Below are 24,302 nucleotides of genomic sequence, written 5' to 3'. Positions count from 1 at the left end.
GCGCTGGGGATGACACCTCGGCTTCGAAGGGGATGGCGCCAGCCCCGATGCTGGCGCCACCTTTGCAGCAGCTGCACTCCCGCGACTGCTGTTGACCTGATCTATCTACCACGTTGCCTGGGCACTTATGGCCTAGGGTCGGCATCCCTTCAACAAGGATGCCCATCATGCCCAACACCTCTGCACCATCACTCGACTTCAAGTCGCTCGTCGCGTCTCAGTTTTCCAGCCGTCCGACTCTGCGCCAGGTCGCCAGCAAACGGATCATGGCGTTGCTGCACGAGTACTACCCACTCCTTGCCAGTTACCGTCCTGAGCTTACTGATGCTGATCGGCTGAAAGTGGCGACGCCACCTGCCGATGGAGGTTTAGTGAAAGTGCGCCCGCTTGTCGATGTGGTTCTACAGGCCTACCTCGATCACACGGTGCTGGATTTTGCCCCGCTGGGCATCTATCCACAGTTCCTGATGCTCGACCAAAAGCGCTTTTTCGTGAACCCGGATCCGTTTGCAAGCGCGCCAGGAGACAAGATAGAACTTGAAACATTGACCCAGCCGCTCAATGAGCTTGTCCTGGCGTTGTACGTCTATTTCAGCCAGGCCCTGATTGATTACTGGCGCGCACCAGGCAGCGTGGGGGTCAGTCGCGATCGCTGGCTGCAGCAAACCATCAAGTCGGCCTTGCTGCAGAACCTGCCGTTACAAGGCCTGGATGCTCAGCAGCAAGCCTGTGTTCTTGGTCTCTTGCAGGGTGGGGAAAAGCGGCCATCGATGTACCTGCTGCAGCTTGAGTCGACCGCTCACGGCCAGACAACCCAGAGCTTTCTGAGCGACCTGTTCATATACGGAAGTTGGGACCAGCAGGAAACGGTGCTTTGGTGCAAGCCGTCGGGTGTCATCTGGGCTTACCGCGGGTTCGACGAACTCGGGCTTGCCCTGCAGCGCGAACATGGCGAGCAGACGGGTTACGATAGCCTGGTCTGGCATCGTCATGAACTGGAAGGTGACCCGTTCCCCCAGCTCACGGCGATGCTGCAAGAGTGCATGCTTCAGAACGTACTCAACCTCTGGCGCCTACCCCTCGCCAGCATTGCCGACCTGGAGCAGGCTTGCCATGCCTGTACCGAGCCTGCGCAATGGTTCATCGAGGGTTACGCCGCTCAGCCCGATGTGAAAGGTAGCCTGCCGCCCTGGTTGTCGTCTCTCCCTGCCCGGGACAGCTTCGCGTACCAGGTCGGGCTTTTCGAGTTGGCACTGGCGCAAGCGGAGTCTGGCGGTATTGGTGCGCTGGACGGGGTGCTTAACCTGTACGACTACGCCAGCCAGCGGCTACGCCGTGAGTTGTTGGCGGACCATCCGGTTGACGCCAACTACTTCCCGGACGACCTGCAACTGGAGCTGACATCGGCCGTGGGCGTGCCGGGTGGCGCGGCCATAGGCACCGGTGACGGCGTGGTGACCAGACGCAGCGTCAGCCTTACCGAGTTTGCGATCGCCAACCTTAGCTCCCTGCAGGGGGCGACGATCACTGCCATCTTCCATCGTGACGGGCAGCTGATCATGGACTGGCTGACCGCCGACTACGTCAAAGCGCTGGTCACGCGCGTAGATATCGGTCGCAACTACCCAGCCTATGTTGCCGAGCAACTCAACGAACCGAAGGGACTGGAACAGCGTGTCATCCGGTTCGGTCGCGAGTGGCGCTGTTCGTTTTTGCTCAGTGCCTTGCAGGCAAAGCGTGACGGCAAGCTCGGTGACGCCAGCCTGCAGGCGATCTGTGACTATTGCGCAGGGCATATCGACACTGATTTGCCTGCCAGCATGCTGATGCCGTTTGCTCTGCGGCGCGAACCGCTGGGCAAGGACTACGACCTGGTACGTGGCATGTATGTGTTGTTCAACGCATCAGCTGGCTGTGTGGTGCTGTACCGGCCGCTCTACGGCGAAGCGGCGATACGTGAATTCGACACAATCGGCTCGATGATGAAGGCGGTACGCTCGGAAACGAGCCTGCAAACCAGCATGCTGGACTGGATGTCGCCGCAAGTACGTCCGGTATATGCCCACGGTGGTTTCAGCGAGCCGCATCTGGGGCGGCCTATTGTCGATACATCAATACTCCCGGCACCCGTTTCGCCAGCGCAATTCTGGCCACGGTACTGGCGCACCGAAGTAGACCTGCAGCTCTACGCTGCCAATCGTGATTTGCTGGTCGAACTGGCCGAGCGCAATTCGGTGTCGAATGCCGAAAGCCGCTGGGCAATCCTTACGCGAGGTGCCTGGCTGTTGTTCGATGTGGCAACCTTGCTGTTGCGCGGCCCGGTGGCCTCCGCGGCGTGGCTGGTTCAGATGTTCAGCGTAGCAAGTGCCGATATCCAGGCCATTCGCGATGGTAGCCCGTTCGAGCGTTCTGCTGCAGTCGTCGACATGCTGCTCAACCTGGTCATGGTCGTTAGTCATGCGCATGCGCCGAGGCCTGTTACCGGGGCGGCCGTAGACCGCCGGCCTGCTGCGGCCTGGCCTGAGGGCCTGGTGCCAGAGCCGGTGATACCTTCAGGGACGCAGGCAGCTTCGCTAAAACCCGGAGAGGTGTATTTGCCAGGGAGTCCAGGGATGAAGCAGACGCTGCTGGACTTCTCTTTTGTGGGTGGTGAAGGCTTCAATGTTTTACCGATCGAGCAGCGCAAGGCGCTTGAGGCCATGCGCTCGGCCGTAGTGCTCGATGGCGTAGTGCCGGAAACGACAGGCCTGGCCGCTGGTCTGTATCACCACGGCGGCCAGTATTACGCAGCATTGCGCGGCGATAACTACAGGGTGGCCGTCGACGAGCAAGGCGTTCGTATCATCGATGCTCACGGCAAACCAGGGCCTTGGTTGCAGGAGGTAAACGGGGCATGGCGCATCGATGGCGGCCAGCGCTTGTTGGGTGGAATGCCGAAAAGCCGGGTCCAGAAGCAGCGAGAAGCAAACAGCGCTCAGGAAGAGAAGATCAGAGAAATGGACAGGGAAATGGTAGAGCAGCGCCGGCCTCTGTCAGACACCTATAAAATGCATTTCGACAAAGTCGAGGAAACGACAACAAAAATTGAAAGCTTGCAGCAAGCCGGTGGTCGCGAAGAAGAACTCAGCCTGCAGCTACAGCTCAGGAGGGCTCAAAGGCAATACCTGCTCAACGATACGAAAGCACTGATCGATCACGATATCGCTCACGAAGAAATACTGAAGCAACTTGGCGCAGTCAGGCTGTCCAGTGCAGATATGACGCAGGCGCTGGCCGAGCAACGCAGCATCATCAGGGAGGGGGTGGTCGCTACCTGCGAGTATCGCTACAACCTGCTGGCCACAATGATCAATGAGGAAGACATCGCCAGCCAGCGTAACGCCATCGCGGTATTACCCGAGACCGAGGAGGAAATACAGCAGTATCGACGGCTGGTCGATTCTCTGGAGCGGGTCCGGAAGTGGGGCGCCGACCTCGTTTCATTGGCGGCCCAATTCGACCCGCTGCTTGAAAGCACGCTCAACGATAACGATATCGTGTTCAGGGACAACAACGGGCGGGTGACAAATAAACACGCCGAGCTTGGTCTGATAATCAGACAGCGCCGTTTGAACGCTGTTGACCTTGAGTTCCGGCTGCTGGAGAACCTCGGTGAACTGAGTCTGGATCGTTTAAAAGGGACCAGTGAAGCGCAGGTGGCAGATTACGACGAACGGCTGGTTGGGGCTGCGCTGCGCAGTGCCGGCAGTGCACATGGTGATCTGGCTAGCAGCATCTCGGATGAGGAGCGGGGGGCTGTACTAAGTGATGTGATCAATGCGTATGAAGAAAGCATCGGTCGCGCCGAGTACTTGGCAAGCAGCCAGCCTATTGAAATTCGCCTGGATAAGCTGGAATTGTTCCTTCAGGTGTTGCGCAAGCTCAAATCCCGGGCAGTCGAGGAGCTTTCAGCCATCGAGCGTGAAAAGGCCTCGGTCGAAGTGCGCCCCCAGCGTACGCCTGTCTACGCCCCTCGCGGCGGTACTCGTCGTGTCGTCAAGACCCACCAGGGACATAATGTGGTGGGTGTTGAGTCTGTGGACAACGACGGCGTTGCAGTAGTTCAACAGAAGGACAGCTACGACAACGTCATCAGGACGTTCCGTCGCCAGAACAGCCAGTGGCAAGAGGTGGGCGCGCTTGATAGGGAGGAGCCGGCGCCTATACCGACGCCTCTGCCGAAAGTGCTGCGAAGAAGAATCAGGGAGCTGATTGGCAAAGTCGACGATACCGTTAAAACAGCCCAGCGCTTTTTGAGCAACGATGAACCGCTCGGCTTCGCCACCATAATCGATCAGCATGTTGCTGACCTTGAAAAGGCTTTGTCCTATTTACCCCGCAGCGGCACAGATGCAGACCTGGCAGCGACGGGTAACACAGCCATCAGGAGGCTAGAGAACACCAAAGCCGAGTTTCTCAAAGCCTATTACCTGACCACGAAGACACCGACCTTGAATGCATTGAAGTTTCTCCACCGTGCAGGGGAAATCAGCATCTTGCGAAGTGAGCGGCGGGTACAGCTATCGGTAGCCGACTACCTGGATGTCTATGAGGTCAAGCGGATATCCGGTGGGCCGCTATGGGAGGCGCACTTCCATTATCCTGCAGAAAACAGCACTGACCGGGACTTCCTTAGGGGGCACCTGAAGCTGTGGAGCCAGCGCAAGTTGGGGCTGCAGGCCCAGTTGCGTGCGGCGAGGCGTAACGAGGTGCTGAATATCTATCGCGGGCAACTGCGTGCAGAGGATGTCGAGGGTATCATCCCGTTCACATGACGGTCGTCAACGGTTGCTGTAGCGGCCATGCTTACCATGCGCAGGCATGGCCTGATTGCTGCGCTCGGCGATCATCTGTGGCAGTTTGACCAAGGTGATCCCTTGGCTTTTCAAGCGTGGCAGCTCGCGTGCCAGCACTTCGAGCGTCTGTGGGTAAGGGTGCCCGATCAGCACCGCCGAACCTTGCTTGCGCGCCAAGGCAATACCCTGCTGCAGCTGCCCGGTAATTGCCTCGGTGGTGCGCACGTCATCGAGAAACACATCGCGCGAAACATGCGCCAACCCTAGTGCCTGTGCTTCGGCTGCCGCCACCGTGGCGGCACTGGTACGGCTGTCGACGAAGAACATATGGCGCCGCTGCAATTCGGCCATCAACCAGGCCATCGGTTCGCGCTGTGCTGTCATGCGGCTGCCCATGTGGTTGTTGATGCCGGCAGCGTAGGGCACCTTGAGCAGCGCAGCGTCCAGGCGCCGGGCCAGTTCATCGATGGGTAGGCCGGGGTGCCAGGCGTAGGGCCCGGTGGCCGGGTCCATGGGCATGTGCAGTATCACCGTCTTGCCGGCTTTGTGCGCCTGGCGGGCAAAGTCGGTGGCGTGCGGGGTGTCGGGCATGATTGCCATGGTCACTGGGCCTGGCAGGGCCAACGTGCGGCTGTCACGCTCGGGGCTCTGGCCCAGGTCGTCGATGATGATGCTCATGTAGGCCTTGCCAGCCGGCGCCGCTTGCGCGACCCCGGCCAACAGGCAGAACAACAGACACAGCAGATAACGCATGGGGTGGATCAGTCGCCCTTGGTGATGTTCAGGCCCTTGAGCAGGCTCAGTGCCTGGCTCAGCTGGAAGTCGTCATCCTGCGGGCGCTCCTTGCGCTTGCTGCTGCCGGTTGGGCGGTCGGCACCGCCGTTGCCGTTGCCCAGGTGGCCCTGCAGGTCGGCTTCCTTGAAGTTGTCGGTGTCGGCTTCGGCAGTGAGCTTGGCCGGGCGCACTTCGATGTCGGGGACAATGCCCTGGGCCTGGATAGAGCGGCCATTGGGCGTGAAGTACAACGCGGTGGTCAGCTTCAGCGCTCGGTCGTTGGCCAGCGGCAGCACCGTCTGCACCGAGCCTTTGCCGAAGCTGTCGGTGCCCATCAGCACGGCGCGCTTCTGGTCCTGCAGGGCGCCGGCGACAATCTCCGAGGCCGAGGCGCTGCCGCCGTTGATCAGCACCACCAGTGGCACGCCGTCGCTGGCATCGGCCGGGTCAGCGGAGAAACGCAGCTCGGAGTTGGCGATGCGGCCCTTGGTGTAGACGATCAGGCCCTTGGTCAGGAAGTGGTCGGCCACTTCCACTGCCGATTGCAGCACGCCGCCCGGGTTGTTGCGCAGGTCCAGCACCACGCCGCGCAGCTTCTTGCCGTTGTCCTTGCGCAGCTTGGCCAGGGCCTTGCCCACTTCGTCGCCAGTCTTGACCTGGAACTGGGTGATACGGATGTAGCCGTAATCGTTCTCCAGCAGCTGGCTTTTTACGCTCTTGACCTGGATGACCGCGCGGGCCAGGGTCACGTCAAACGGGTTGCCGCCATCGCGCACCAGGGTCAGGGTGATTTTCTCTCCAACTTTGCCGCGCATCTTGTCGACCGCTTCAGTCATGGTCTGGCCGCGGGTCGGGGCACCGTTGATTTTGACGATCAGGTCGCCAGCCTGCACGCCGGCACGCGAGGCCGGAGTGTCGTCGATTGGCGAGACCACCTTGATGAAGCCGTCTTCCTGGCCCACTTCGATGCCCAGCCCGCCGAACTCGCCGCTGGTGCTTTCCTGCAGCTCCTGGAAGTCCTCGGGGCCGAGGTAGGCCGAGTGCGGGTCAAGGTTGCTGAGCATGCCCTTGATGGCGTTTTCCAGCAGGGTCTTGTCGTCCACCGGTTCGACGTAGGCCGCCTTGATGCGGTCCATGACCTCGGCGAAGGTGCGCAGCTCTTCCAGCGGCAGCGGCGCCTTGGCGGTTACCTCGGTGGCCGGGACTGCGGCGGCCTTGGCCGGCTCTGCGGCAGTGGCCAGGGGCGCGCCGACCGCCAGGGCGATGGACAGGGCCAGCTGGGTGAGACGAGGCGAGTGCAGCATGTCGAACGAACTCCTGATCCTGTAAGCGCTCCCTGGGGAGCATCGGCGTAGCACTCAGGCTACCCCGTATAAATTGACTAGCCCCGGCACCACTGCGAAGGGTCGGTCGGCCGGCCCTGTTGGCGGATGGCGAAGTACAAGCCTGCTGCGTCCTGGCCACCGCTGTCGCCAACGGTGGAAATGGCTTCACCGGCCTTGACGATATCACCGGCGCTCTTGAGCAGGCTCTGGTTGTGGCCGTACAGGCTCAGGTAACCGTTGCCATGGTCCAGAATGACCAGAAGCCCGGCGCCGCGCAACCAGTCGGCGAACACCACGCGGCCGCCATGCACGGCGCGTACCTGGGTGCCTGGGTTGGCGCTGATCATCACCCCGTCCCACTTGGCACGGGCATCGCTGCCGCGGGCATCACCGAAGCGTGCCAGCAATCGACCATTGACTGGCCACGGAAGTTTGCCCCGTGCAGCAGAAAAAGCGCCGCCGTAGTTCGCGCCGTCGCTGGAAACCATCGGGCCGAGGGTAGTACGGGCCTTTTTCGGCGGCTCTACAGGCTCGGCGGTCTCGCGGGCCCGGTCGCGGGCAGCGGCGGCGGCCAGGGCTTCCTGCTGGCGGCGCTTTTCTTCTTCCTGCTTCGCCAGCAAGGCCTTTTGACGTGCCTCTTCAGCCTCGCGGGCCTGGCGGGCCAGGGTTTCTTCGATGGTCTTGAGGACTTTGGCCAGGTCGGCCTGATCCTGCTCGCGCGATTGCAGCTTCTGGTCGCGGTCTTTCACGTCGCTGTTGAGCTTGGCCAGTACCTGCTGGCGCTTGCCGCGCTCGGTTTCCAGGGCCTGGCGGCGGCTGTCGAGGTCGGCACGCTGGGCCAGCAGCTGTTGCTGCTGGGTGGCGCTTTCCTGCTCGACGTTGGCCAGTTGGCGCAAGGTTTCATTGAAGGTGCGCAGTTGCTCCAGGCGCGCCTTGCTCAGGTAGTCATAGTAGGTAAGGGTGCGGGCGAACTTTTCGGGGTTCTGCTGGTTGAGCAGCAGCTTGAGGTATTCCTCGCGGCCGTTCTGGTAGGCCGAACGGGCCTGGATGGCGATCAGTCGCTGTTGTTCAACGCGGGCGCTCTGGAGTTTTTTTTTCTCGGTATCAAGGCGCTCCAGCTCGCCCTCGGTCTTTTTTAGTTCTTGCTGCAGTGCCTCCACCTGCTTTTCGAGGTTGCCGATGTCGGTCTCGGTGGCTTTGAGGTCCTTTTGCACACCGGCCTTTTCTTCCTGGAGCTTGCCCAGCGTCTTCTTGAGCTCGGCAATGTCCTGGCGGGTGGCGTCCAGTTGCTGCTGGGTCTGTGCACGCTCATCGGCGAAGGCCGGGCTGAGCAGGCAAGACAGGGCTAGGAGGATCAGGGCGCGAAGCATGAGGTTTGGCGTACCAAGGATGGAGACTGGCCTAGTATGCCCGCGCGGGCGGGCAAAAAAAACGCCTCGCTGCGGGTGCGGCGGGGCGTTTGTCTGGAATTCATGTGTTATCGGGGGCTGCTGCGCAGCCCGATCGCGACACAAGGCCGCTCCTACAGTCATCACGCGGTCCCTTGTAGGAGCGGCCTTGCGTCGCGATGGGTCGCAAAGCGGCCCCCTTCAACACCAGATCAGGCATCAACCAGGATCGAAGTACCGGTCATTTCCACCGGCTTCTCCAACCCCAGCAGCTTCAGCATGGTCGGCGCCACATCAGCCAGCACGCCGCCATCACGCACTTTCACATTGCGCTTGCCCACATAGATGAACGGTACCGGCTCGGTGGTGTGCGCGGTGTGCGCCTGGCCGGTGCACTCGTCTTCCATCTGTTCGACGTTGCCGTGGTCGGCGGTGATCAGCGCTTCGCCGCCGACCTTGTCCAGCGCTTCGACGATGCGGCCAACGCAGGTATCCAGCGCTTCGACGGCCTTGACCGCTGCTTCGAACACGCCGGTGTGGCCGACCATGTCGCCGTTGGCGTAGTTGACCACGATCACGTCGAAGCGCTGCTGCTCGATGGCTTCGACGATGCGGTCGGTCACTTGCGGGGCGTTCATTTCCGGCTGCAGGTCATAGGTGGCGACCTTCGGCGACGGGATCAGGATGCGCTCTTCGCCTTCGAACGGCTCTTCGCGGCCGCCGGAGAAGAAGAAGGTGACGTGGGCGTACTTCTCAGTTTCGGCGATGCGCAGCTGGGTCTTGCCATTCTTCGCCAGGTATTCGCCCAGTACGTTGTTCAGGCTGGAGGGTGCAAAGGCTGCCGGTGCCGGGATTTTCGCCGAGTACTGGGTCAGGCCGATGTAGGCCGCCATCTTCGGCAGGCGCGCACGGGCGAATTCAGTGAAGTCCGGCTCGACAAATGCGCGTGACAGTTCGCGAGCACGGTCGGCGCGGAAGTTCATGAAGATCACGGCATCGCCGTCTTCGACCTTGACCGCTTCGCCAATGCGCGTGGCCTTGACGAACTCGTCGCTCTCGTCGCGGGTGTAGGCCGCTTCCAGGCCGGCCAGGGCGGTGTCTGCAGTGTATTCGGCGGCGCTGTCGACGATCAGGTTGTAGGCGGCGCTGACGCGGTCCCAGCGATTGTCGCGGTCCATGGCGTAGTAGCGGCCGATCAGGCTGGCGATGCGGCCCTTGCCCAGCTTGGCGAAGGTGGCGTCGAGCAGTTCGATGGACGACTGCGCACTGCGTGGCGGGGTGTCGCGGCCATCGAGGAAGGCGTGCAGGTAGATCTTGTCGGCACCGCGCTGTGCGGCCAGTTCGGCCATGGCCACCAGGTGGTCCTGGTGGCTGTGTACGCCGCCATCGGACAGCAGGCCGAGGATGTGCACGGCCTTGCCGGCACCGGCGGCCTTGTCCACAGCGCCGGTCAGTACCGGGTTCTCGAAGAACTCGCCGTCGCGGATGGCCTTGGTCACCCGGGTGAAGTCCTGGTAGACGACGCGGCCTGCGCCGAGGTTCATGTGACCGACTTCGGAGTTGCCCATCTGCCCGTCCGGCAGGCCGACATCCATGCCTGAGCCAGAAATGAGGCCATGCGGCAGGGTAGCGCGCAGGCGATCATAGACCGGCGTATTGGCGGCATAGATGGCGTTGTGTTCGGGGATTTCGCTGTGGCCGAAGCCATCCAGGATGATCAGGACCAGGGGTTTGGGCGTACTCGTCATCAATCAAACTCACGGTTGTTCAAAGATGATAAAGAAACGCATTTTAGGGCAAATGCGCCACCCACGGCGAATATTCGTCCCATTCCCCCGACCGGCGCACCTGTGATAGCAACATGAAGGTGGCTTTGTCGCCGGCCCACCGGGCTTTGGTGGCACCAAGGGGCTGTGTATACTGGCCGGCATTTTCAATCGCCTGGAACACCGCTGATGGTTGCTCACCTGATTCAATTCGCGACAGATCACTACATCCTGGTTGCGATCTTCCTCATTCTGCTGGTCCTGCTGCTCATCAATGAAATCCGCCGTGGCGGCCAGAGCCTGAGCAATGGCCAGCTGACTGCACTGGTCAACGCCGACAAGGCGCTGGTGATCGACATTCGCCCGGCCAAGGAATACTCCGCCGGTCACATCGTCGGTGCGGTGAACATCCCGCAAGACAAGCTGGCCACCCGCATGACCGAGCTGGAAAAGCACAAAGAGAAGACCCTGATCATCGTCGATGCGATGGGCCAGCAGTCCGGTACGCACTGCCGTGAGCTACTAAAAGCCGGTTACAACGCCGCCAAACTGAGCGGTGGCGTTTCCAGCTGGAAAGCCGATAACCTGCCCCTGGTGAAGTGATATGAAGCCCGTCATCGTCTACTCCAGCGACTACTGCCCCTACTGCATGCGCGCCAAGTACCTGCTCGAGAGCAAGGGCGTGGCCTTCGAGGAAATCAAGGTCGACGGCAAGCCGCAGGTTCGCGCCGAGATGAGCCAGAAGGCCGGCCGTACATCGGTGCCGCAGATCTGGATCGGCAGCACCCATGTCGGTGGATGCGATGACCTCTATGCCCTGGAGCGCGCCGGCAAGCTCGACGCGCTGCTGGCGGCCTGATTTGCACTGCATTCAAAAACATTAGGATAAGGATCTGCCATGACTGACCAACAGACCAACGGCGCTGCTGCAGAAGACAACAGCCCTCAGTTCTCCATGCAGCGCATCTATGTGCGCGACCTGTCGTTCGAGGCCCCGAAAAGCCCGCAGATCTTCCGCCAGACCTGGGAGCCGAGCGTTGCCCTGGACCTGAACACCAAGCAAAAGGCCCTGGATGGCGACTTCCACGAGGTGGTGCTGACCCTGTCGGTTACCGTCAAGAACGGTGACGAAGTGGCCTTCATCGCTGAAGTGCAGCAGGCCGGTATCTTCCTGATCAAGAACCTGGACGCGGCTTCGATGAGCCACACCCTGGGTGCGTTCTGCCCGAACATCCTGTTCCCGTACGCCCGTGAGACCCTGGACAGCTTGGTGACCCGCGGTTCGTTCCCGGCGCTGATGCTGTCGCCGGTCAACTTCGACGCCCTGTACGCGCAAGAAATGCAGCGCATGCAGGAAGCTGGCGAAGTGCAAACCGTTCAGTAATCGCTGCCGGTATCAGGAAAGCGCCTCTCGGGGCGCTTTTTTGTTGCCTGTGCCGGCCCATTCGCGGGCGAGCCCGCGAATAGGCCAGCACAGGCGATAATCAGCTCCCGGCAAACCCATTCTGCCGCCACGCCTCATACACCGTCACCGCCACAGTATTGGACAGGTTCAGGCTCCGGCACCCCGGCCGCATCGGCAGGCGCAGGCGCTGTTCGGCCGGCAGGCTGTCCAGCACCTCGGTTGGCAAACCGCGGCTCTCTGGCCCGAACAGGAAGGCATCGCCTGGCTGGTAGGCCACTTCGTGGAACGGGTGCGAGCCCTTGGTGGTAAAGGCGAACAGCCGCGGGTTACCCAGGCTTTCCAGGCATCCAGCCAGGCTCTCGTGGCGCTTGAGCGTGGCATACTCGTGGTAGTCCAGCCCCGCACGCCGCAGGCGCTTGTCATCCAGTTCGAAGCTGATGGGTTCGATCAGGTGCAGGTCGCAGCCGCTGTTGGCGCACAGGCGAATGATGTTGCCGGTATTCGGCGGAATTTCTGGTTGAAAAAGGATGACGTGAAACATGCACGGCTCCAAGCGTGAAGATGACGGGCATTCTACCCCTGAACCGGACGTGCGTTCGAAGGCGTTCCCGCGGGTAATGTTGTCCTTGGCGATTGTCGGCTTGATGGTGGGGCTGATGATTGGCCGCCTGACCACGCCCGACGAGCGCGAGCTGCAGCAGGTGGAGGTAGTGCAGGACGGCCTGGCGCTGTGGTTCAACGAAGAGCCGCAACTGCATGGCGAGAATGTGGATGGCACCGTTGCATTGCTGTTCCAAGCCCAGGGCAAGGTTCAGCAGGGGCAATTGAGCCTGCAGGGCAAGCCGGTGAGCTGGCGGGTGCAGAAGAGCAAGGAAGGTTTGTTGCTGACGGTGGTGGCTGCGCGCCCCCTGCACGGCGAGTGGGCCGGTGCAGAGGACGCGGGGCGCTGGCGGGTGCAGGTGAAACTGCACGAATAAAAGAGGGGATTTCCCGGCCTGCCTGTACCAGGGTCCCCAAAAGGGCTACGGCGTACTGCGTGTAAAGGGGGGATGGCCCGGCCTGCCTGTACCGAGGTCCCCAAAAGCGGCGGTGCTGCAAATAAAAGAGGGGTTCACCCGGCCTGCCTGTACCAGGGCCCCCGAAACGGGTTATGTATGAGTTATTGCAGGGGGCGTGCCAGTTTTGCAAAACCCGCGAATACTGGGCTTTGAGGGGGATTTGGCCGGGTTTGGAGGGGATTTGTGCCTTGAGGCGGTGCGTTGGGCACAGGATCGGTGCATCGGAAGGCTGAAATAGCTGGGGCCGCTTTGCGGCCCATCGCGACACAAGGCCGCTCCTACAGGTAAACGCAATCTCCTGTAGGAGCGGCCTTGTGTCGCGATAGGGCTGCGCAGCAGCCCCAGAGATCTTGTGGGTTAAACTAGAGCTCAGTGCTCATCACCTTCCTCTTCATCCCCCCCAGCCACATTCATCCCCAGCTCCTTGATCTTGCGCGTCAGGGTATTGCGCCCCCAACCCAGCAGCAGCGCGGCATCCCGGCGGCGCCCGGCAGTGTGCTTGAGCGCCGTCTCGATCATGATCCGTTCAAAGCTCGGTACCGCGCTGTCCAGCAGGTTGGTCTGCCCACGCGCCAGCGCCTGGTCGGCCCATTGGCGCAGGGCCTGCTCCCAGTTGGTCACCGGCGCGGCGTCCTGTGGCAGGTTCAGCAGCTCGGGCGGCAGGTCGCCGATCAGTACCTCGCGGCTGGAAGCCATGACGGTGATCCAGCGGCAGGTGTTCTCCATCTGCCGCACGTTGCCTGGCCATGGCAGGTTGCGGATGAACTCTTCGGTCTCCGGCTTGAGGATTTTCGGCTCCACCGCCAGTTCCTGGGCGGCACGGGCGAGGAAGTGGCGGGCGAGGGCGGGGATGTCTTCGCGGCGGTCGGCCAGCCGTGGGATGTGAATGCGGATCACGTTCAGGCGGTGGAACAAGTCCTCGCGGAACTTGCCGGCCTGCACCAGCGACTCAAGGTTCTGGTGAGTGGCGGCGATGATGCGCACATCGACCTTGACCGGCACATGACCGCCCACGCGGTAAAACTCGCCATCAGCCAGCACCCGCAGCAGGCGGGTTTGGGTGTCGGCTGGCATGTCGCCAATTTCGTCGAGGAACAGCGTGCCGCCATCGGCCTGCTCGAAGCGGCCGCGGCGCAGGTTGGCAGCGCCAGTGAAGGCGCCTTTTTCATGGCCGAACAGCTCGGACTCCATCAGGTCCTTGGGGATGGCGGCCATGTTCAGGGCGATGAACGGTGACGCCGCGCGCGGGCTGTGGCGGTGCAAGGCATGCGCCACCAGCTCCTTGCCAGTACCCGATTCGCCGTTGATCAGCACGGTGATGTTGGAGTGGCTGAGGCGGCCGATGGCGCGAAACACCTCCTGCATGGCCGGTGCTTCGCCGATGATTTCCGGGGTGCGCGCCAGGTTCTGTGGCACGTCCAGCCCTTGTTGCTCCTGGGCGTGCTGGTTGGCGCGTTTTACCAGCGAGACTGCTTCGTCGACGTCGAACGGCTTGGGCAAGTACTCGAAGGCACCGCCCTGGTACGACGCCACCGCACTGTCCAGGTCGGAATGGGCGGTCATGATGATGACCGGCAGGCGCGGGTGTTGGTCGCGGATCTGTGCCAGCAGGTCGAGGCCACTGGTGCCGGGCATGCGGATGTCGGAAATGATCACGTCTGGCTGCTGGCGCGCCAGGCGCCCCATGACGCCATCGGCGCTGTCGAAGCTCTGGGTGGTCATGCCTTCCTGTTGCAGGGCTTTTTCCAGGACCCAGCGGATGGAGCGATCATCGTCGACGATCCATACGGTTTCACTTCGGCTCATGAGGCGGTGGCTCCTTGTTCCAGGGGCAGGTAGATCGAGAAAGCGGTGTGGCCTGCATGGCTTTCACACTCGATCAGGCCCTGGTGCTGGCTGATGATGTTCTGGGTAATGGCCAGGCCCAGCCCGGTACCGTCCGGGCGACCACTGACCATGGGATAGAAGAGGGTGTCCTGCAGTTCCGCCGGGATGCCCGGGCCGTTGTCGATGATCTCGACACGCGCCACCAGGCGATGACGCACATGGCCGATGGTGAACTGGCGCAGGGCCCGGCTGCGCAAGGTGATACGGCCTAGGCGCAGTTCGTTCTGCGAGCTGATCGCCTGCATGGCGTTGCGCACGATGTTGAGTACGGCCTGGATCATCTGTTCGCGGTCGATCAGCACGTCTGGCAGGCTTGGGTCGTAATCGCGCACCAAAGTGATGCAGCCTTGGCTTTCGGCCTCCACCAGGCTGCAGACCCGCTCCAGCACTTCGTGGATGTTGGTCATGGCCAGCGACGGCAGCTTGTTCGAGCCGAGCATGCGGTCGACCAGGTTGCGCAGGCGGTCGGCCTCTTCGATGATGACGTTGGTGTAGTCGCGCAGGCCTTCCTCGGGCAGTTCGCGCGCCAGCAGCTGGGCTGCGCCGCGGATACCGCCGAGCGGGTTCTTGATTTCGTGGGCCAGGCCGCGCACCAGCATCTTGGTAGTTTCCTGCTTGCTCAGCTGGGCTTCTTCCTTGGTGATGCGCAGCAGCCGGTCACGTGGGTGCACCTCCAGCAACAGCAGGGTCTGGCCCTGGTGCAGGATAGGCGTTACCGCGTAGTCGACGGTGATGGTCTGCCCGGTCAGCGAGGTGAGCTGCGCTTCACGCTTGGTGAATGGGTGCGCCTGCTCGACCGCCTGGCGCAGCGAGCTGAGCGCTTCGGTCGACTCGGTGAACAGTTCACTGATGAACTGCCCATGGCTGCGCTGGCCACTGACGGCCAGCAGCATTTCCGCGGCCGGGTTCATGTACTCCAGGCGCAGCTCTGCGTTGAGCAACAACGTGGCGGTGGTCAGGTTGTCCAGGAGCAGACGGTGCTGTGCATCGCTGATGGTCATAAGGCGTCGTTGACCTCTTTTGGCGCTTGCCTGGCACTGCTTTGGCCAGGGCCGGACGCGGGTGGGTCCGCTGGTGCGAGACTCTCTACCTCAAGAAAATGCAAGAAACAAACCAAAGCTCCGAAAAGAAGCGGGATTGGCCGATAAAGGCCTGAGTCTGCGCAAATTCGGAACATAAACTCTGGATGAATCGTTTCACTTGAACCAGATTGGGGAGCAAATGGGGGCACGACGTTCAGCTGTGCACCAAGATAGAGCATAGCGTGGCAGTTGAGGTTACTGTGGCCGCTATGTGGAGCAGAAACGAAAACGGCCTCCCGAAGGAGGCCGTCTCGTCTTGATCATGTCAGCGGCGCGAGGCGCCGATCAGATCAGCAGCTGTAGTACAGCTCGTATTCCAGCGGGTGCACGAAGGTACGGACCTTGATCTCTTCTTCGCTCTTCAGTTCGATGAAGGCATCGATGAAGTCGTCGGAGAACACGCCGCCCTTGGTCAGGAACGCACGGCCTTTGTCCAGCTCTTCCAGAGCTTCTTTCAGGCTGCCGCACACTTGCGGGATGTCCTTGGCCTCTTCTGGTGGCAGGTCGTACAGGTTCTTGTCGGCAGCATCGCCAGGGTGGATCTTGTTCTGGATGCCGTCCAGGCCAGCCATCAGCAGGGCCGCGAAGGCCAGGTACGGGTTGGCCGATGGGTCTGGGAAGCGTGCTTCGATACGGCGGGCTTTCGGGCTGCCGACGTAAGGAATACGGATCGAGGCGGAACGGTTGCGAGCCGAGTAGGCCAGCATTACCGGGGCTTCGAAGCCTGGGACCAGACGCTTGTACGAGTTGGTCGACGGGTTGGTGAAGCCGTTCAGGGCCTTACCGTGCTTGATGATACCGCCGATGAAGTACAGGGCGGTGTCGGACAGGCCGGCATAGCCTTCACCCGAGAAGGTGTTCTTGCCGTCTTTCCAGATCGACATGTGCACGTGCATGCCCGAACCGTTGTCGCCGTACAGAGGCTTCGGCATGAAGGTGGCGGTACGGCCGTAGGCGTCGGCAACGTTGTGCACGACGTATTTCAGGGCCTGTACTTCGTCAGCTTTCTTCACCAGGGTGTTGAACTTGACGCCGATTTCGTTCTGGCCGGCAGTCGCCACTTCGTGGTGGTGAACTTCAACGGTCTGGCCCATTTCTTCCAGAGCGTTGCACATGGCAGTACGGATTTCGTGGTCGTGGTCGAACGGCGGAACCGGGAAGTAGCCGCCTTTCACGCCTGGACGGTGGCCTTTGTTGCCGCCTTCCACGTCAGCGTCGGTCATCCACGAGCCTTGCTCGGAGAAGATCTTGAACATCGAGCCGGAGATGTCCGACTTGAACTTCACTTCGTCGAAGATGAAGAACTCAGGCTCTGGGCCGGCGAATACGGTGTCACCGATACCGGTGCTCTTCAGGTACTCTTCGGCGCGCTTGGCGATGGCGCGTGGGTCGCGATCGTAGCCCTGCATGCTCGACGGGTCGACGATGTCGCAGGTGATGATCAGGGTTGGCTCTTCGGTGAACGGGTCCAGTACGGCGGTGTCGTCGACCGGCATCAGGATCATGTCGGAAGCTTCGATGCCTTTCCAGCCAGCGATGGAGGAACCGTCGAACATCTTGCCGACTTCGAAGAAGTCTTCGTCCAGAGCGTCACGCGACGGCATGGTCACGTGGTGCTGAATGCCTTTGGTGTCCGTGAAACGCAGATCAATCCACTTGACGTCATGATCTTTGATGAGTTGAACCGACTTCGACATGTTGTCCTCCGGATGGTCTAGAGCGCGGTGGGCCGCTGCCCTGGAAAAAGGGTGTTGCCGGGCGCGGATAGTCGGCCAAGCTTACCTGCCTCACAAGGGAGCAAATTGCATGCCAGTGCCCGAAAATGGCGAGCGCGGGATAAAAGGGGGCGTTTGCGGGCATTTTGCGCTGGGCTATGCGGGAAAAATGCACCCTTAAGATGCGAATTTTGGTATCAGTGCACCGCTATGGTGCACGGCTTGAGTGGTGTGCTTTTTTTGAGGGCCTCTTCGCGGGTGAACCCGCTCCCACAGGAATTACACCCCTTCGAAATCTGTGCGGTCACTGTGGGAGCGGGTTCACCCGCGAAAGGGCCGGAACAGGCGGTACAAAAACCGGCCCCTGCATTTATCTGAAAGCTTCTGATCAAAAGTTGGTCAAATCCTGAGCAATTTCCGCTATAATTCGCGCCCCTCATTTTCGGCAGGCCCTGCGCGCGCTGTTAACCAATGAAACTTATCGTCAAAGTCTTCCCAGAAATCACCATCAAGAGCCGGCCGGTGCGCAAGCGCTTCATCCGCCAGCTCGGCAAGAACATCCGCAACGTGCTCAAGGACCTCGACCCTGAGCTCGCGGTCGATGGTGTCTGGGACAATCTCGAAGTGGTCACCCGCGTCGAAGACGAAAAAGTCCAGCGCGAAATGATCGAGCGCCTCACCTGCACGCCGGGTATCACCCACTTCCTGCAGGTAGAGGAATACCCGCTGGGCGACTTCGACGACATCGTCGCCAAGTGCAAGCACCACTTCGGCCACTTGCTGGCCGGCAAGCGCTTCTCGGTGCGCTGCAAACGCGGCGGCCACCACGACTTCACCTCGATGGACGTCGACCGCTACGTCGGCAGCCAGCTGCGCCAGCAGTGCGGCGCCGCCGGCATCGATCTGAAGACGCCTGAAGTCGTGGTGCGCATGGAAATCCGCGACCAGCGCCTGTACGTGATTCACAACCAGCACAACGGCATCGGCGGCTACCCGCTGGGTGCCCTGGAGCAGACCCTGGTGCTGATGTCCGGTGGCTTCGACTCCACCGTGGCGGCCTACCAGATGATGCGCCGCGGCCTGATGACCCACTTCTGCTTCTTCAACCTTGGCGGCCGTGCCCACGAGCTGGGCGTGATGGAAGTGGCCCACTACCTGTGGAAAAAGTACGGCAGCAGCCAGCGCGTGCTGTTCATCAGCGTGCCGTTCGAAGAAGTGGTCGGCGAGATCCTCAACAAGGTCGACAACAGCTACATGGGCGTGACCCTCAAGCGCATGATGCTGCGCGGTGCCGCGCACATGGCCGACCGCCTGCAGATTGACGCGCTGGTAACCGGCGAGGCGATTTCCCAGGTGTCCAGCCAGACCCTGCCGAACCTGTCGATCATCGACTCGGCCACCGACAAGCTGGTATTGCGCCCGCTGCTGGCCAGCCACAAGCAGGACATCATCGACCAGGCCACCGAAATCGGCACCGCCGATTTCGCCAAGCACATGCCAGAATACTGCGGCGTGATCTCGGTAAACCCGACCACCCACGCCAAGCGTCACCGCATGGAGCATGAAGAGAAGCAGTTCGACATGGCCGTGCTGGAGCGCGCCCTGGAACGTGCCAAGTTCATTTCCATCGACCATGTGATCGATGAGTTGGGCAAGGACATCGAGATCGAGGAAGTGGCCGAGGCGTTGCCAGGCCAGATCGTCATCGACATTCGTCACCCCGATGCCCAGGAAGACGAACCTCTGGTGCTGGAAGGTATCGAAATCCAGGCCATGCCGTTCTACGCGATCAACAGCAAGTTCAAGCACCTGGACCCAACGCGCCAGTACTTGCTGTATTGCGACAAAGGTGTGATGAGCCGTTTGCACGCACACCACCTGCTCAGTGAGGGACATGCCAATGTGCGTGTTTATCGTCCGACATAAGACGCCGGGGCTGTATGGCGGCAGTATCCGCCATCGCCCTCCCGACCGCCGGGCCCGCTGAGCCTTAAACAGTACATATTGGCCGCCTACACTGGGCGGCAACCGAATCCTCTGATCGAGATACACTTGTGATCGAAAATCTGCGTAACATCGCCATCATCGCCCACGTTGACCATGGTAAAACCACCCTGGTCGACAAACTCCTGCGTCAGTCCGGCACCCTGGAGCGTAACGAGCTCAACGACGAGCGCGTCATGGACTCCAACGACCAGGAAAAAGAGCGCGGTATTACCATTCTGGCGAAAAACACCGCCATCAACTGGAACGGCTACCACATCAACATCGTCGACACCCCCGGCCACGCCGACTTCGGTGGCGAAGTTGAGCGTGTAATGTCGATGGTCGACTCCGTGCTGCTGCTGGTCGACGCCCAGGACGGCCCGATGCCGCAAACCCGCTTCGTGACCAAGAAGGCGTTCGAAGCCGGCCTGAAGCCAATCGTCGTGATCAACAAGGTTGACCGCCCGGGCGCGCGTCCTGACTGGGTTCTGGACCAGATCTTCGACCTGTTCGACAACCTCGGTGCCACCGACGAACAGCTGGACTTCAAAGTCGTCTACGCCTCGGCCCTGAACGGCATTGCCGGTCTGGACCACACCGAGATGGGCGAAGACATGACCGCGCTGTACCAGTCGATCGTCGACAACGTACCAGCACCGTCTGTTGACCGTGACGGCCCGTTCCAGATGCAGATCTCTGCACTGGACTACAACAGCTTCCTCGGTGTTATCGGCGTTGGCCGTATCGCCCGTGGTCGCGTGAAGCCGAACACCCCGGTTGTCGCCATCGACACCAACGGCAAGAAGCGTAACGGCCGTATCCTGAAGCTGATGGGCCACCACGGCCTGCACCGTGTAGACGTCGAAGAAGCCCAGGCTGGCGACATCGTCTGCATCAGCGGTTTCGACGAGCTGTTCATCTCCGACACCCTGTGCGCCCCGGACGCGGTCGAGGCGATGAAGCCGCTGACCGTTGACGAGCCAACCGTTTCGATGACCTTCCAGGTCAACGACTCGCCGTTCTGCGGCAAGGAAGGCAAGTTCGTCACCAGCCGTAACATCAAGGACCGTCTGGACAAAGAGCTGCTGTACAACGTAGCCCTGCGCGTTCAGGAAACCGATTCCCCTGACAAGTTCAAGGTATCGGGCCGTGGCGAGCTGCACCTGTCGGTACTGATCGAAACCATGCGTCGTGAAGGCTTCGAGATGGCTGTAGGCCGTCCTGAAGTGATCATCCGCGAAGTCGACGGCGTCAAGCAGGAGCCGTTCGAGAACGTCACCATCGACATCCCTGAAGAATCCCAGGGCAAGGTCATGGAAGAGATGGGTCTGCGTAAGGGCGACCTGACCAACATGGTGCCGGATGGCAAGGGCCGTGTTCGCCTGGAATACAACATTCCAGCCCGTGGTCTGATCGGTTTCCGTAACCAGTTCCTGACCCTGACCAACGGTGCAGGCATCCTGACCTCGATCTTCGACCGCTACGACACCATGAAGTCGGGCCAGATGTCCGGCCGCCTGAACGGTGTACTGGTTTCGGTCGAGACCGGCAAGGCGCTGACCTACTCGCTGGAAACCCTGCAGGCTCGCGGCAAGCTGTTCGTTGAACACGGCCAGGAGATCTACAACGGTCAGATCATCGGCCTGAACAGCCGCGACAACGACCTGGGCGTGAACCCGACCAAGGGCAAGAAGCTGGACAACATGCGTGCTTCGGGCAAAGACGAAGTCATCGCCCTGGTACCGCCAGTTCGCCACACCCTGGAACAGGCCCTGGAATTCATCCAGGACGACGAGCTGTGCGAAGTGACGCCTAAGTCGATCCGCCTGCGCAAGAAGATCCTGGACGAAGGCGAGCGTACCCGCGCTGCCAAGAAAGCCAAGAACTGAGTTAGCTCAGGCTGAATGAAAACGCCCCCGGTCGAAAGGCCGGGGGCGTTTTTTTGCCTTGGGATTTTTGGGGCTGCAAAGCAGCCCCAAAATCTCAAGCAGGAAACATATTCAGCGCCCAACCACCTTGGGCTTGTAAGCACAATACCCTGGCCGTGGCCCGACCTTGGGGTGGTTGCGGCAGGTATCCGGGCGCTTGTCATAAATGGTGCACAGCCGGCTTTTACGATCCAGGTACAGGCAGTCGTCGTTGCTCATCCGGGTCAGGGTGAAGATCCCCGACTTCTGGTTGAAGCGTTCGATGATGCCGTCCTTTTGCAGGCGCTTGGCGATGTTCTTCGGCGGTTCGTCTTTTTCGAACTCGTCGACCACGCCGATACGGATCAGATCCTTGATCTTCACCTCCACCGGCAGGGTGCAGCAGGTCGAATGGCAGCCATGGCACATGTTGCTGGTGTAGCGCTGCCAGGTCTCCAAGCGGTCGACTTCGGCCGCGGCGATCAGGGTCGTTTTCATCTTTATAGGGGGGTGAATCACGGTCTTGGGGCGCGCGATCATACCGGAATTGCTCAATTAATGAACAACCTTTTGACCGAATGCGCAAACGATCATGAAAACCACGAACCCAGGCTTTCGCTCTCGGTCGAAGCGTCTAGGCTGAACAATCTCCCTCCGCTTTCGTCAACTTGCCCGAGGATGCCGCATGTCCCAGGAACCCAAAGCACGTGACGCCGAAGTCGCGGATTTTCGTGCCGCTGTACTCAACAAGCTGACCTATGCGGTTGGCAAGGACCCGGAGCATGCCTTCGATCATGACTGGTTCGAAGCCATCGCCCTCGCTGCGCGCGATCACATGGTCGACCATTGGATGGACCACACCCGTCGGGCCTATCGACGTAGCCAGAAGCGGGTCTACTACCTTTCCCTGGAATTCCTCATCGGCCGCCTGCTCTATGACAGCCTGAGCAACCTGGGCCTGCTGGACATCGCCCGCGACGCGCTGGAAGGCCTGGATGTGGACCTGGAGCGAATCCGCCTGCTCGAGCCAGACGCCGCGCTGGGCAATGGTGGCCTGGGCCGCCTGGCGGCCTGCTTCATGGAGAGCATGTCGACCCTGGGCATCGCCGCCCATGGCTACGGTATCCGCTACGAACATGGCTTGTTCCGCCAGGCGGTAGTCGATGGCTGGCAGCAGGAGCAGACCGAGAACTGGCTGGACTTCGGCAACCCCTGGGAGTTCGAGCGGGCCGAGGTGATCTACCCGATCAGCTTTGGCGGCAGCGTGGAAACGCTGCACGACAGCCACGGCAATCAGCGTCAGGTGTGGTGGCCGGGCGAGACCGTGCGAGCGGTCGCTTACGACACGCCGGTGGTCGGCTGGCGCGGGGCCAGCGTCAACACCCTGCGCCTGTGGCGGGCGCGTGCGCTGGAGGAGCTGCACCTGGAGCGCTTCAATGCCGGTGATCACCTGGGCGCGGTGGCCGAGGTAGCGCGGGCCGAAAGTATTTCGCGGGTGCTGTACCCGGCGGACAGCACCGAAGCCGGCCAGGAACTGCGCCTGCGCCAGGAGTACTTCTTCGTGTCGGCGTCGCTGCAAGACCTGCTGCGCCGCCACCTGAACATGCATGACAACCTGCTCAACCTGCCTGACGCGGCGGCCATCCAGCTCAACGACACCCACCCGTCGATCGCCGTGGCCGAGTTGATGCGCCTGCTGGTGGACCAGCACGAAATCCCTTGGGACACGGCCTGGGCGCTGACCGTCGGCACCCTGGCCTACACCAACCACACCCTGCTGCCGGAGGCCTTGGAAACCTGGCCAGTGGCACTGATGGAGCGCATGCTGCCGCGGCACATGCAGATCATCTACCTGATCAACGCCTACCACATCGACAGCCTGCGCGCCAAAGGCCTGCACGACTTCGATGTACTGCGGGCGGTGTCGCTGATCGAGGAGGACAACGGCCGCCGGGTGCGCATGGGTAACCTGGCGTTCCTCGGCTCGCATAGCGTCAACGGCGTGTCGGCGCTGCACAGCAAGTTGATGAAGAGCACGGTGTTTGCCGAGTTGCACAAGCTTTACCCGCAGCGCATCAACAACAAGACCAACGGCATTACCTTCCGCCGCTGGTTGTACCAGGCCAACCCGCAACTGACCGGGATGCTGGTCGAAGCGCTTGGGCCGGAGCTAAAAGACGACCCCGAGGGGCGCCTGGCCGGCCTGGTGCCGTTCGCCGGCAAGGCCGATTTCCGCAAGCAGTTCGCTGCCCAGCGCCTGCACAGCAAGCGTGCCCTGGCCAGCATCATCCAGGACCGCATTGGCGTCACGGTCAACCCCGAGGCGTTGTTCGATGTGCAGGTCAAGCGTATACACGAGTACAAGCGCCAGCTGCTCAACCTGCTGCACACCGTGGCGCTGTACCAGGCCATGCGCAACGACCCGGGCACCAACTGGGTACCACGGGTGAAGATATTCGCCGGCAAGGCGGCGGCCAGTTATCACCAGGCCAAGCTGATCATCAAGCTGGCCAACGACATAGCCCGTGTAGTGAACAACGACCCGACCGTGCGCGGCCTGTTGAAGGTGGTATTCCTGCCTAACTACAACGTCAGCCTGGCCGAAAGCATCATCCCGGCAGCGGACCTTTCCGAGCAGATTTCCACCGCCGGTTACGAAGCTTCCGGTACCAGCAACATGAAGTTCGGCCTCAACGGCGCGCTTACCATCGGCACCCTGGATGGCGCCAACGTGGAGATGTGCGAGCAGGTGGGTGCCGACAACATGTTCATCTTCGGCCTTACCGCGCAGCAGGTGGAGGCACGGCGGCGTGCCGGGGACTTCGGCGCCAGCGCGGCGATTGCGGCCTCCAGCCGCTTGGCCGACGTGCTGCAGGCCATCCGCAGCGGGGTGTTCTCGCCGGACGACCCTTCGCGCTACACCGCGCTGATCGACGGCCTGGTGGCCCATGACCGCTTCCTGGTGTGCGCTGACTTCGATGCCTACTGGGATGCCCAGCGGCGGGTCGAGGAGCTGTGGCACACGCCGCAGGAATGGTGGCGCATGGCGGTGCTGAACACGGCGCGGATGGGCTGGTTCTCGTCGGACCGGACCATTCGCGAGTATGCGACCGATATCTGGAAGGCGTTGGATTGACAAGGGGGGCGCGGTCCTTGTGGGAGCGGCCTTGTGTC

17 protein-coding genes are annotated in these 24,302 nt (G+C 61.4%); 8 read left to right on the top strand and 9 right to left on the bottom strand.

Annotated features, from left to right (window positions below; all coding sequences use genetic code 11):
• Positions 1-167 precede the first annotated feature (167 nt).
• Complete coding sequence (locus ABE456_RS18115; protein ID WP_346645129.1) at positions 168-4,814, top strand: DUF6543 domain-containing protein; 4,647 nt, start codon at positions 168-170, stop codon at positions 4,812-4,814.
• 6 nt (positions 4,815-4,820) lie between these two features.
• On the opposite strand, the gene ABE456_RS18110 is transcribed toward ABE456_RS18115, so the two are convergent.
• The 4 genes from ABE456_RS18110 to gpmI form a co-directional block, all read right to left on the bottom strand.
• Positions 4,821-5,588, bottom strand: a complete 768-nt coding sequence (locus ABE456_RS18110) for a divergent polysaccharide deacetylase family protein (protein ID WP_346645128.1) — start codon at positions 5,586-5,588, stop codon at positions 4,821-4,823.
• A gap of 8 nt (positions 5,589-5,596) precedes the next feature.
• A complete protein-coding gene (locus ABE456_RS18105) occupies positions 5,597-6,913 on the bottom strand; it encodes a S41 family peptidase (RefSeq protein WP_346645127.1) in 1,317 nt (438 codons plus the stop codon).
• A gap of 77 nt (positions 6,914-6,990) precedes the next feature.
• A complete protein-coding gene (locus ABE456_RS18100; RefSeq protein WP_346645126.1) occupies positions 6,991-8,304 on the bottom strand; it encodes a murein hydrolase activator EnvC in 1,314 nt (437 codons plus the stop codon).
• Between the two features lie 230 nt (positions 8,305-8,534).
• Entirely contained in the window at positions 8,535-10,070 is a 1,536-nt protein-coding gene (gene gpmI / locus ABE456_RS18095; RefSeq protein ID WP_346645125.1) for a 2,3-bisphosphoglycerate-independent phosphoglycerate mutase, read from the bottom strand.
• 207 nt (positions 10,071-10,277) lie between these two features.
• Here gpmI and ABE456_RS18090 point away from each other — a divergent pair, with 207 nt between their 5' ends.
• The 3 genes from ABE456_RS18090 to secB are packed head-to-tail and all read left to right on the top strand — an operon-like array spanning position 10,278 to position 11,472.
• Positions 10,278-10,691 (top strand): rhodanese-like domain-containing protein, encoded by a 414-nt coding sequence (locus ABE456_RS18090; protein ID WP_346645124.1) that lies wholly within the window; start codon positions 10,278-10,280, stop codon positions 10,689-10,691.
• A 1-nt stretch (position 10,692) separates the two neighbouring features.
• On the top strand, positions 10,693-10,947 hold the full coding sequence (grxC, locus tag ABE456_RS18085; RefSeq protein ID WP_003249204.1) for a glutaredoxin 3: 255 nt from the start codon (positions 10,693-10,695) through the stop codon (positions 10,945-10,947).
• 39 nt (positions 10,948-10,986) lie between these two features.
• The gene (secB, locus tag ABE456_RS18080) at positions 10,987-11,472 is read left to right on the top strand and encodes a protein-export chaperone SecB (protein ID WP_346645123.1); all 486 of its coding nucleotides are present in this window, start codon (positions 10,987-10,989) and stop codon (positions 11,470-11,472) included.
• Between the two features lie 100 nt (positions 11,473-11,572).
• On the opposite strand, the gene trmL is transcribed toward secB, so the two are convergent.
• Entirely contained in the window at positions 11,573-12,034 is a 462-nt protein-coding gene (gene trmL, locus ABE456_RS18075; protein WP_025340939.1) for a tRNA (uridine(34)/cytosine(34)/5-carboxymethylaminomethyluridine(34)-2'-O)-methyltransferase TrmL, read from the bottom strand.
• Between trmL and ABE456_RS18070 the strand changes: the two genes are divergently transcribed.
• On the top strand, positions 12,033-12,470 hold the full coding sequence (locus tag ABE456_RS18070; protein ID WP_346645122.1) for a hypothetical protein: 438 nt from the start codon (positions 12,033-12,035) through the stop codon (positions 12,468-12,470). The genes trmL and ABE456_RS18070 overlap by 2 nt on opposite strands.
• A gap of 450 nt (positions 12,471-12,920) precedes the next feature.
• Here the strand turns inward: ABE456_RS18070 and ntrC are convergent, their stop codons facing one another.
• From ntrC to glnA, 3 genes are all read right to left on the bottom strand, one after another.
• Positions 12,921-14,357: a nitrogen regulation protein NR(I) gene (ntrC, locus tag ABE456_RS18065; RefSeq protein ID WP_346645121.1), complete on the bottom strand. Its 1,437-nt coding sequence runs from the start codon at positions 14,355-14,357 to the stop codon at positions 12,921-12,923.
• Positions 14,354-15,439, bottom strand: coding sequence for a nitrogen regulation protein NR(II) (gene glnL / locus ABE456_RS18060; protein ID WP_346645120.1), 1,086 nt, complete (start codon positions 15,437-15,439; stop codon positions 14,354-14,356). Before glnL ends, ntrC begins: the two co-directional genes overlap by 4 nt.
• Before the next feature lie 371 nt (positions 15,440-15,810).
• Entirely contained in the window at positions 15,811-17,217 is a 1,407-nt protein-coding gene (gene glnA, locus ABE456_RS18055; protein WP_346645119.1) for a type I glutamate--ammonia ligase, read from the bottom strand.
• 489 nt (positions 17,218-17,706) lie between these two features.
• Between glnA and thiI the strand changes: the two genes are divergently transcribed.
• Positions 17,707-19,161, top strand: a complete 1,455-nt coding sequence (thiI, locus tag ABE456_RS18050; protein ID WP_346645118.1) for a tRNA uracil 4-sulfurtransferase ThiI — start codon at positions 17,707-17,709, stop codon at positions 19,159-19,161.
• Positions 19,162-19,289: 128 nt separating this feature from the next.
• On the top strand, positions 19,290-21,110 hold the full coding sequence (typA, locus tag ABE456_RS18045; RefSeq protein ID WP_016712460.1) for a translational GTPase TypA: 1,821 nt from the start codon (positions 19,290-19,292) through the stop codon (positions 21,108-21,110).
• Between the two features lie 111 nt (positions 21,111-21,221).
• Here the strand turns inward: typA and ABE456_RS18040 are convergent, their stop codons facing one another.
• Positions 21,222-21,626: a YkgJ family cysteine cluster protein gene (locus ABE456_RS18040; RefSeq protein WP_003259873.1), complete on the bottom strand. Its 405-nt coding sequence runs from the start codon at positions 21,624-21,626 to the stop codon at positions 21,222-21,224.
• A gap of 187 nt (positions 21,627-21,813) precedes the next feature.
• Here ABE456_RS18040 and ABE456_RS18035 point away from each other — a divergent pair, with 187 nt between their 5' ends.
• Entirely contained in the window at positions 21,814-24,264 is a 2,451-nt protein-coding gene (locus tag ABE456_RS18035) for a glycogen/starch/alpha-glucan phosphorylase (protein WP_346645117.1), read from the top strand.
• Positions 24,265-24,302: the final 38 nt, after the last annotated feature.

Source organism: Pseudomonas sp. TWI929 (assembly GCF_039673335.1).
Taxonomy (GTDB): Bacteria; Pseudomonadota; Gammaproteobacteria; order Pseudomonadales; family Pseudomonadaceae; genus Aquipseudomonas.
The sequence above is the reverse complement of the archived record's forward strand: the minus strand, read 5'-3'. Positions and strand labels throughout refer to the sequence as shown.

Excerpts from the sequence above, each read along its gene's own strand:
- thiI (WP_346645118.1), top strand. The coding sequence starts at position 17,707 with ATGAAACTTATCGTCAAAGTCTTCCCAGAAATCACCATCAAGAGCCGG.
- glnL (WP_346645120.1), bottom strand. The coding sequence starts at position 15,439 with ATGACCATCAGCGATGCACAGCACCGTCTGCTCCTGGACAACCTGACC.
- glnA (WP_346645119.1), bottom strand. The coding sequence starts at position 17,217 with ATGTCGAAGTCGGTTCAACTCATCAAAGATCATGACGTCAAGTGGATT.
- ABE456_RS18035 (WP_346645117.1), top strand. The coding sequence starts at position 21,814 with ATGTCCCAGGAACCCAAAGCACGTGACGCCGAAGTCGCGGATTTTCGT.
- ABE456_RS18105 (WP_346645127.1), bottom strand. The coding sequence starts at position 6,913 with ATGCTGCACTCGCCTCGTCTCACCCAGCTGGCCCTGTCCATCGCCCTG.
- grxC (WP_003249204.1), top strand. The coding sequence starts at position 10,693 with ATGAAGCCCGTCATCGTCTACTCCAGCGACTACTGCCCCTACTGCATG.
- trmL (WP_025340939.1), bottom strand. The coding sequence starts at position 12,034 with ATGTTTCACGTCATCCTTTTTCAACCAGAAATTCCGCCGAATACCGGC.
- ABE456_RS18090 (WP_346645124.1), top strand. The coding sequence starts at position 10,278 with ATGGTTGCTCACCTGATTCAATTCGCGACAGATCACTACATCCTGGTT.
- ABE456_RS18100 (WP_346645126.1), bottom strand. The coding sequence starts at position 8,304 with ATGCTTCGCGCCCTGATCCTCCTAGCCCTGTCTTGCCTGCTCAGCCCG.
- gpmI (WP_346645125.1), bottom strand. The coding sequence starts at position 10,070 with ATGACGAGTACGCCCAAACCCCTGGTCCTGATCATCCTGGATGGCTTC.
- ABE456_RS18115 (WP_346645129.1), top strand. The coding sequence starts at position 168 with ATGCCCAACACCTCTGCACCATCACTCGACTTCAAGTCGCTCGTCGCG.
- ABE456_RS18040 (WP_003259873.1), bottom strand. The coding sequence starts at position 21,626 with ATGAAAACGACCCTGATCGCCGCGGCCGAAGTCGACCGCTTGGAGACC.
- ABE456_RS18070 (WP_346645122.1), top strand. The coding sequence starts at position 12,033 with ATGCACGGCTCCAAGCGTGAAGATGACGGGCATTCTACCCCTGAACCG.
- secB (WP_346645123.1), top strand. The coding sequence starts at position 10,987 with ATGACTGACCAACAGACCAACGGCGCTGCTGCAGAAGACAACAGCCCT.
- ABE456_RS18110 (WP_346645128.1), bottom strand. The coding sequence starts at position 5,588 with ATGCGTTATCTGCTGTGTCTGTTGTTCTGCCTGTTGGCCGGGGTCGCG.
- ntrC (WP_346645121.1), bottom strand. The coding sequence starts at position 14,357 with ATGAGCCGAAGTGAAACCGTATGGATCGTCGACGATGATCGCTCCATC.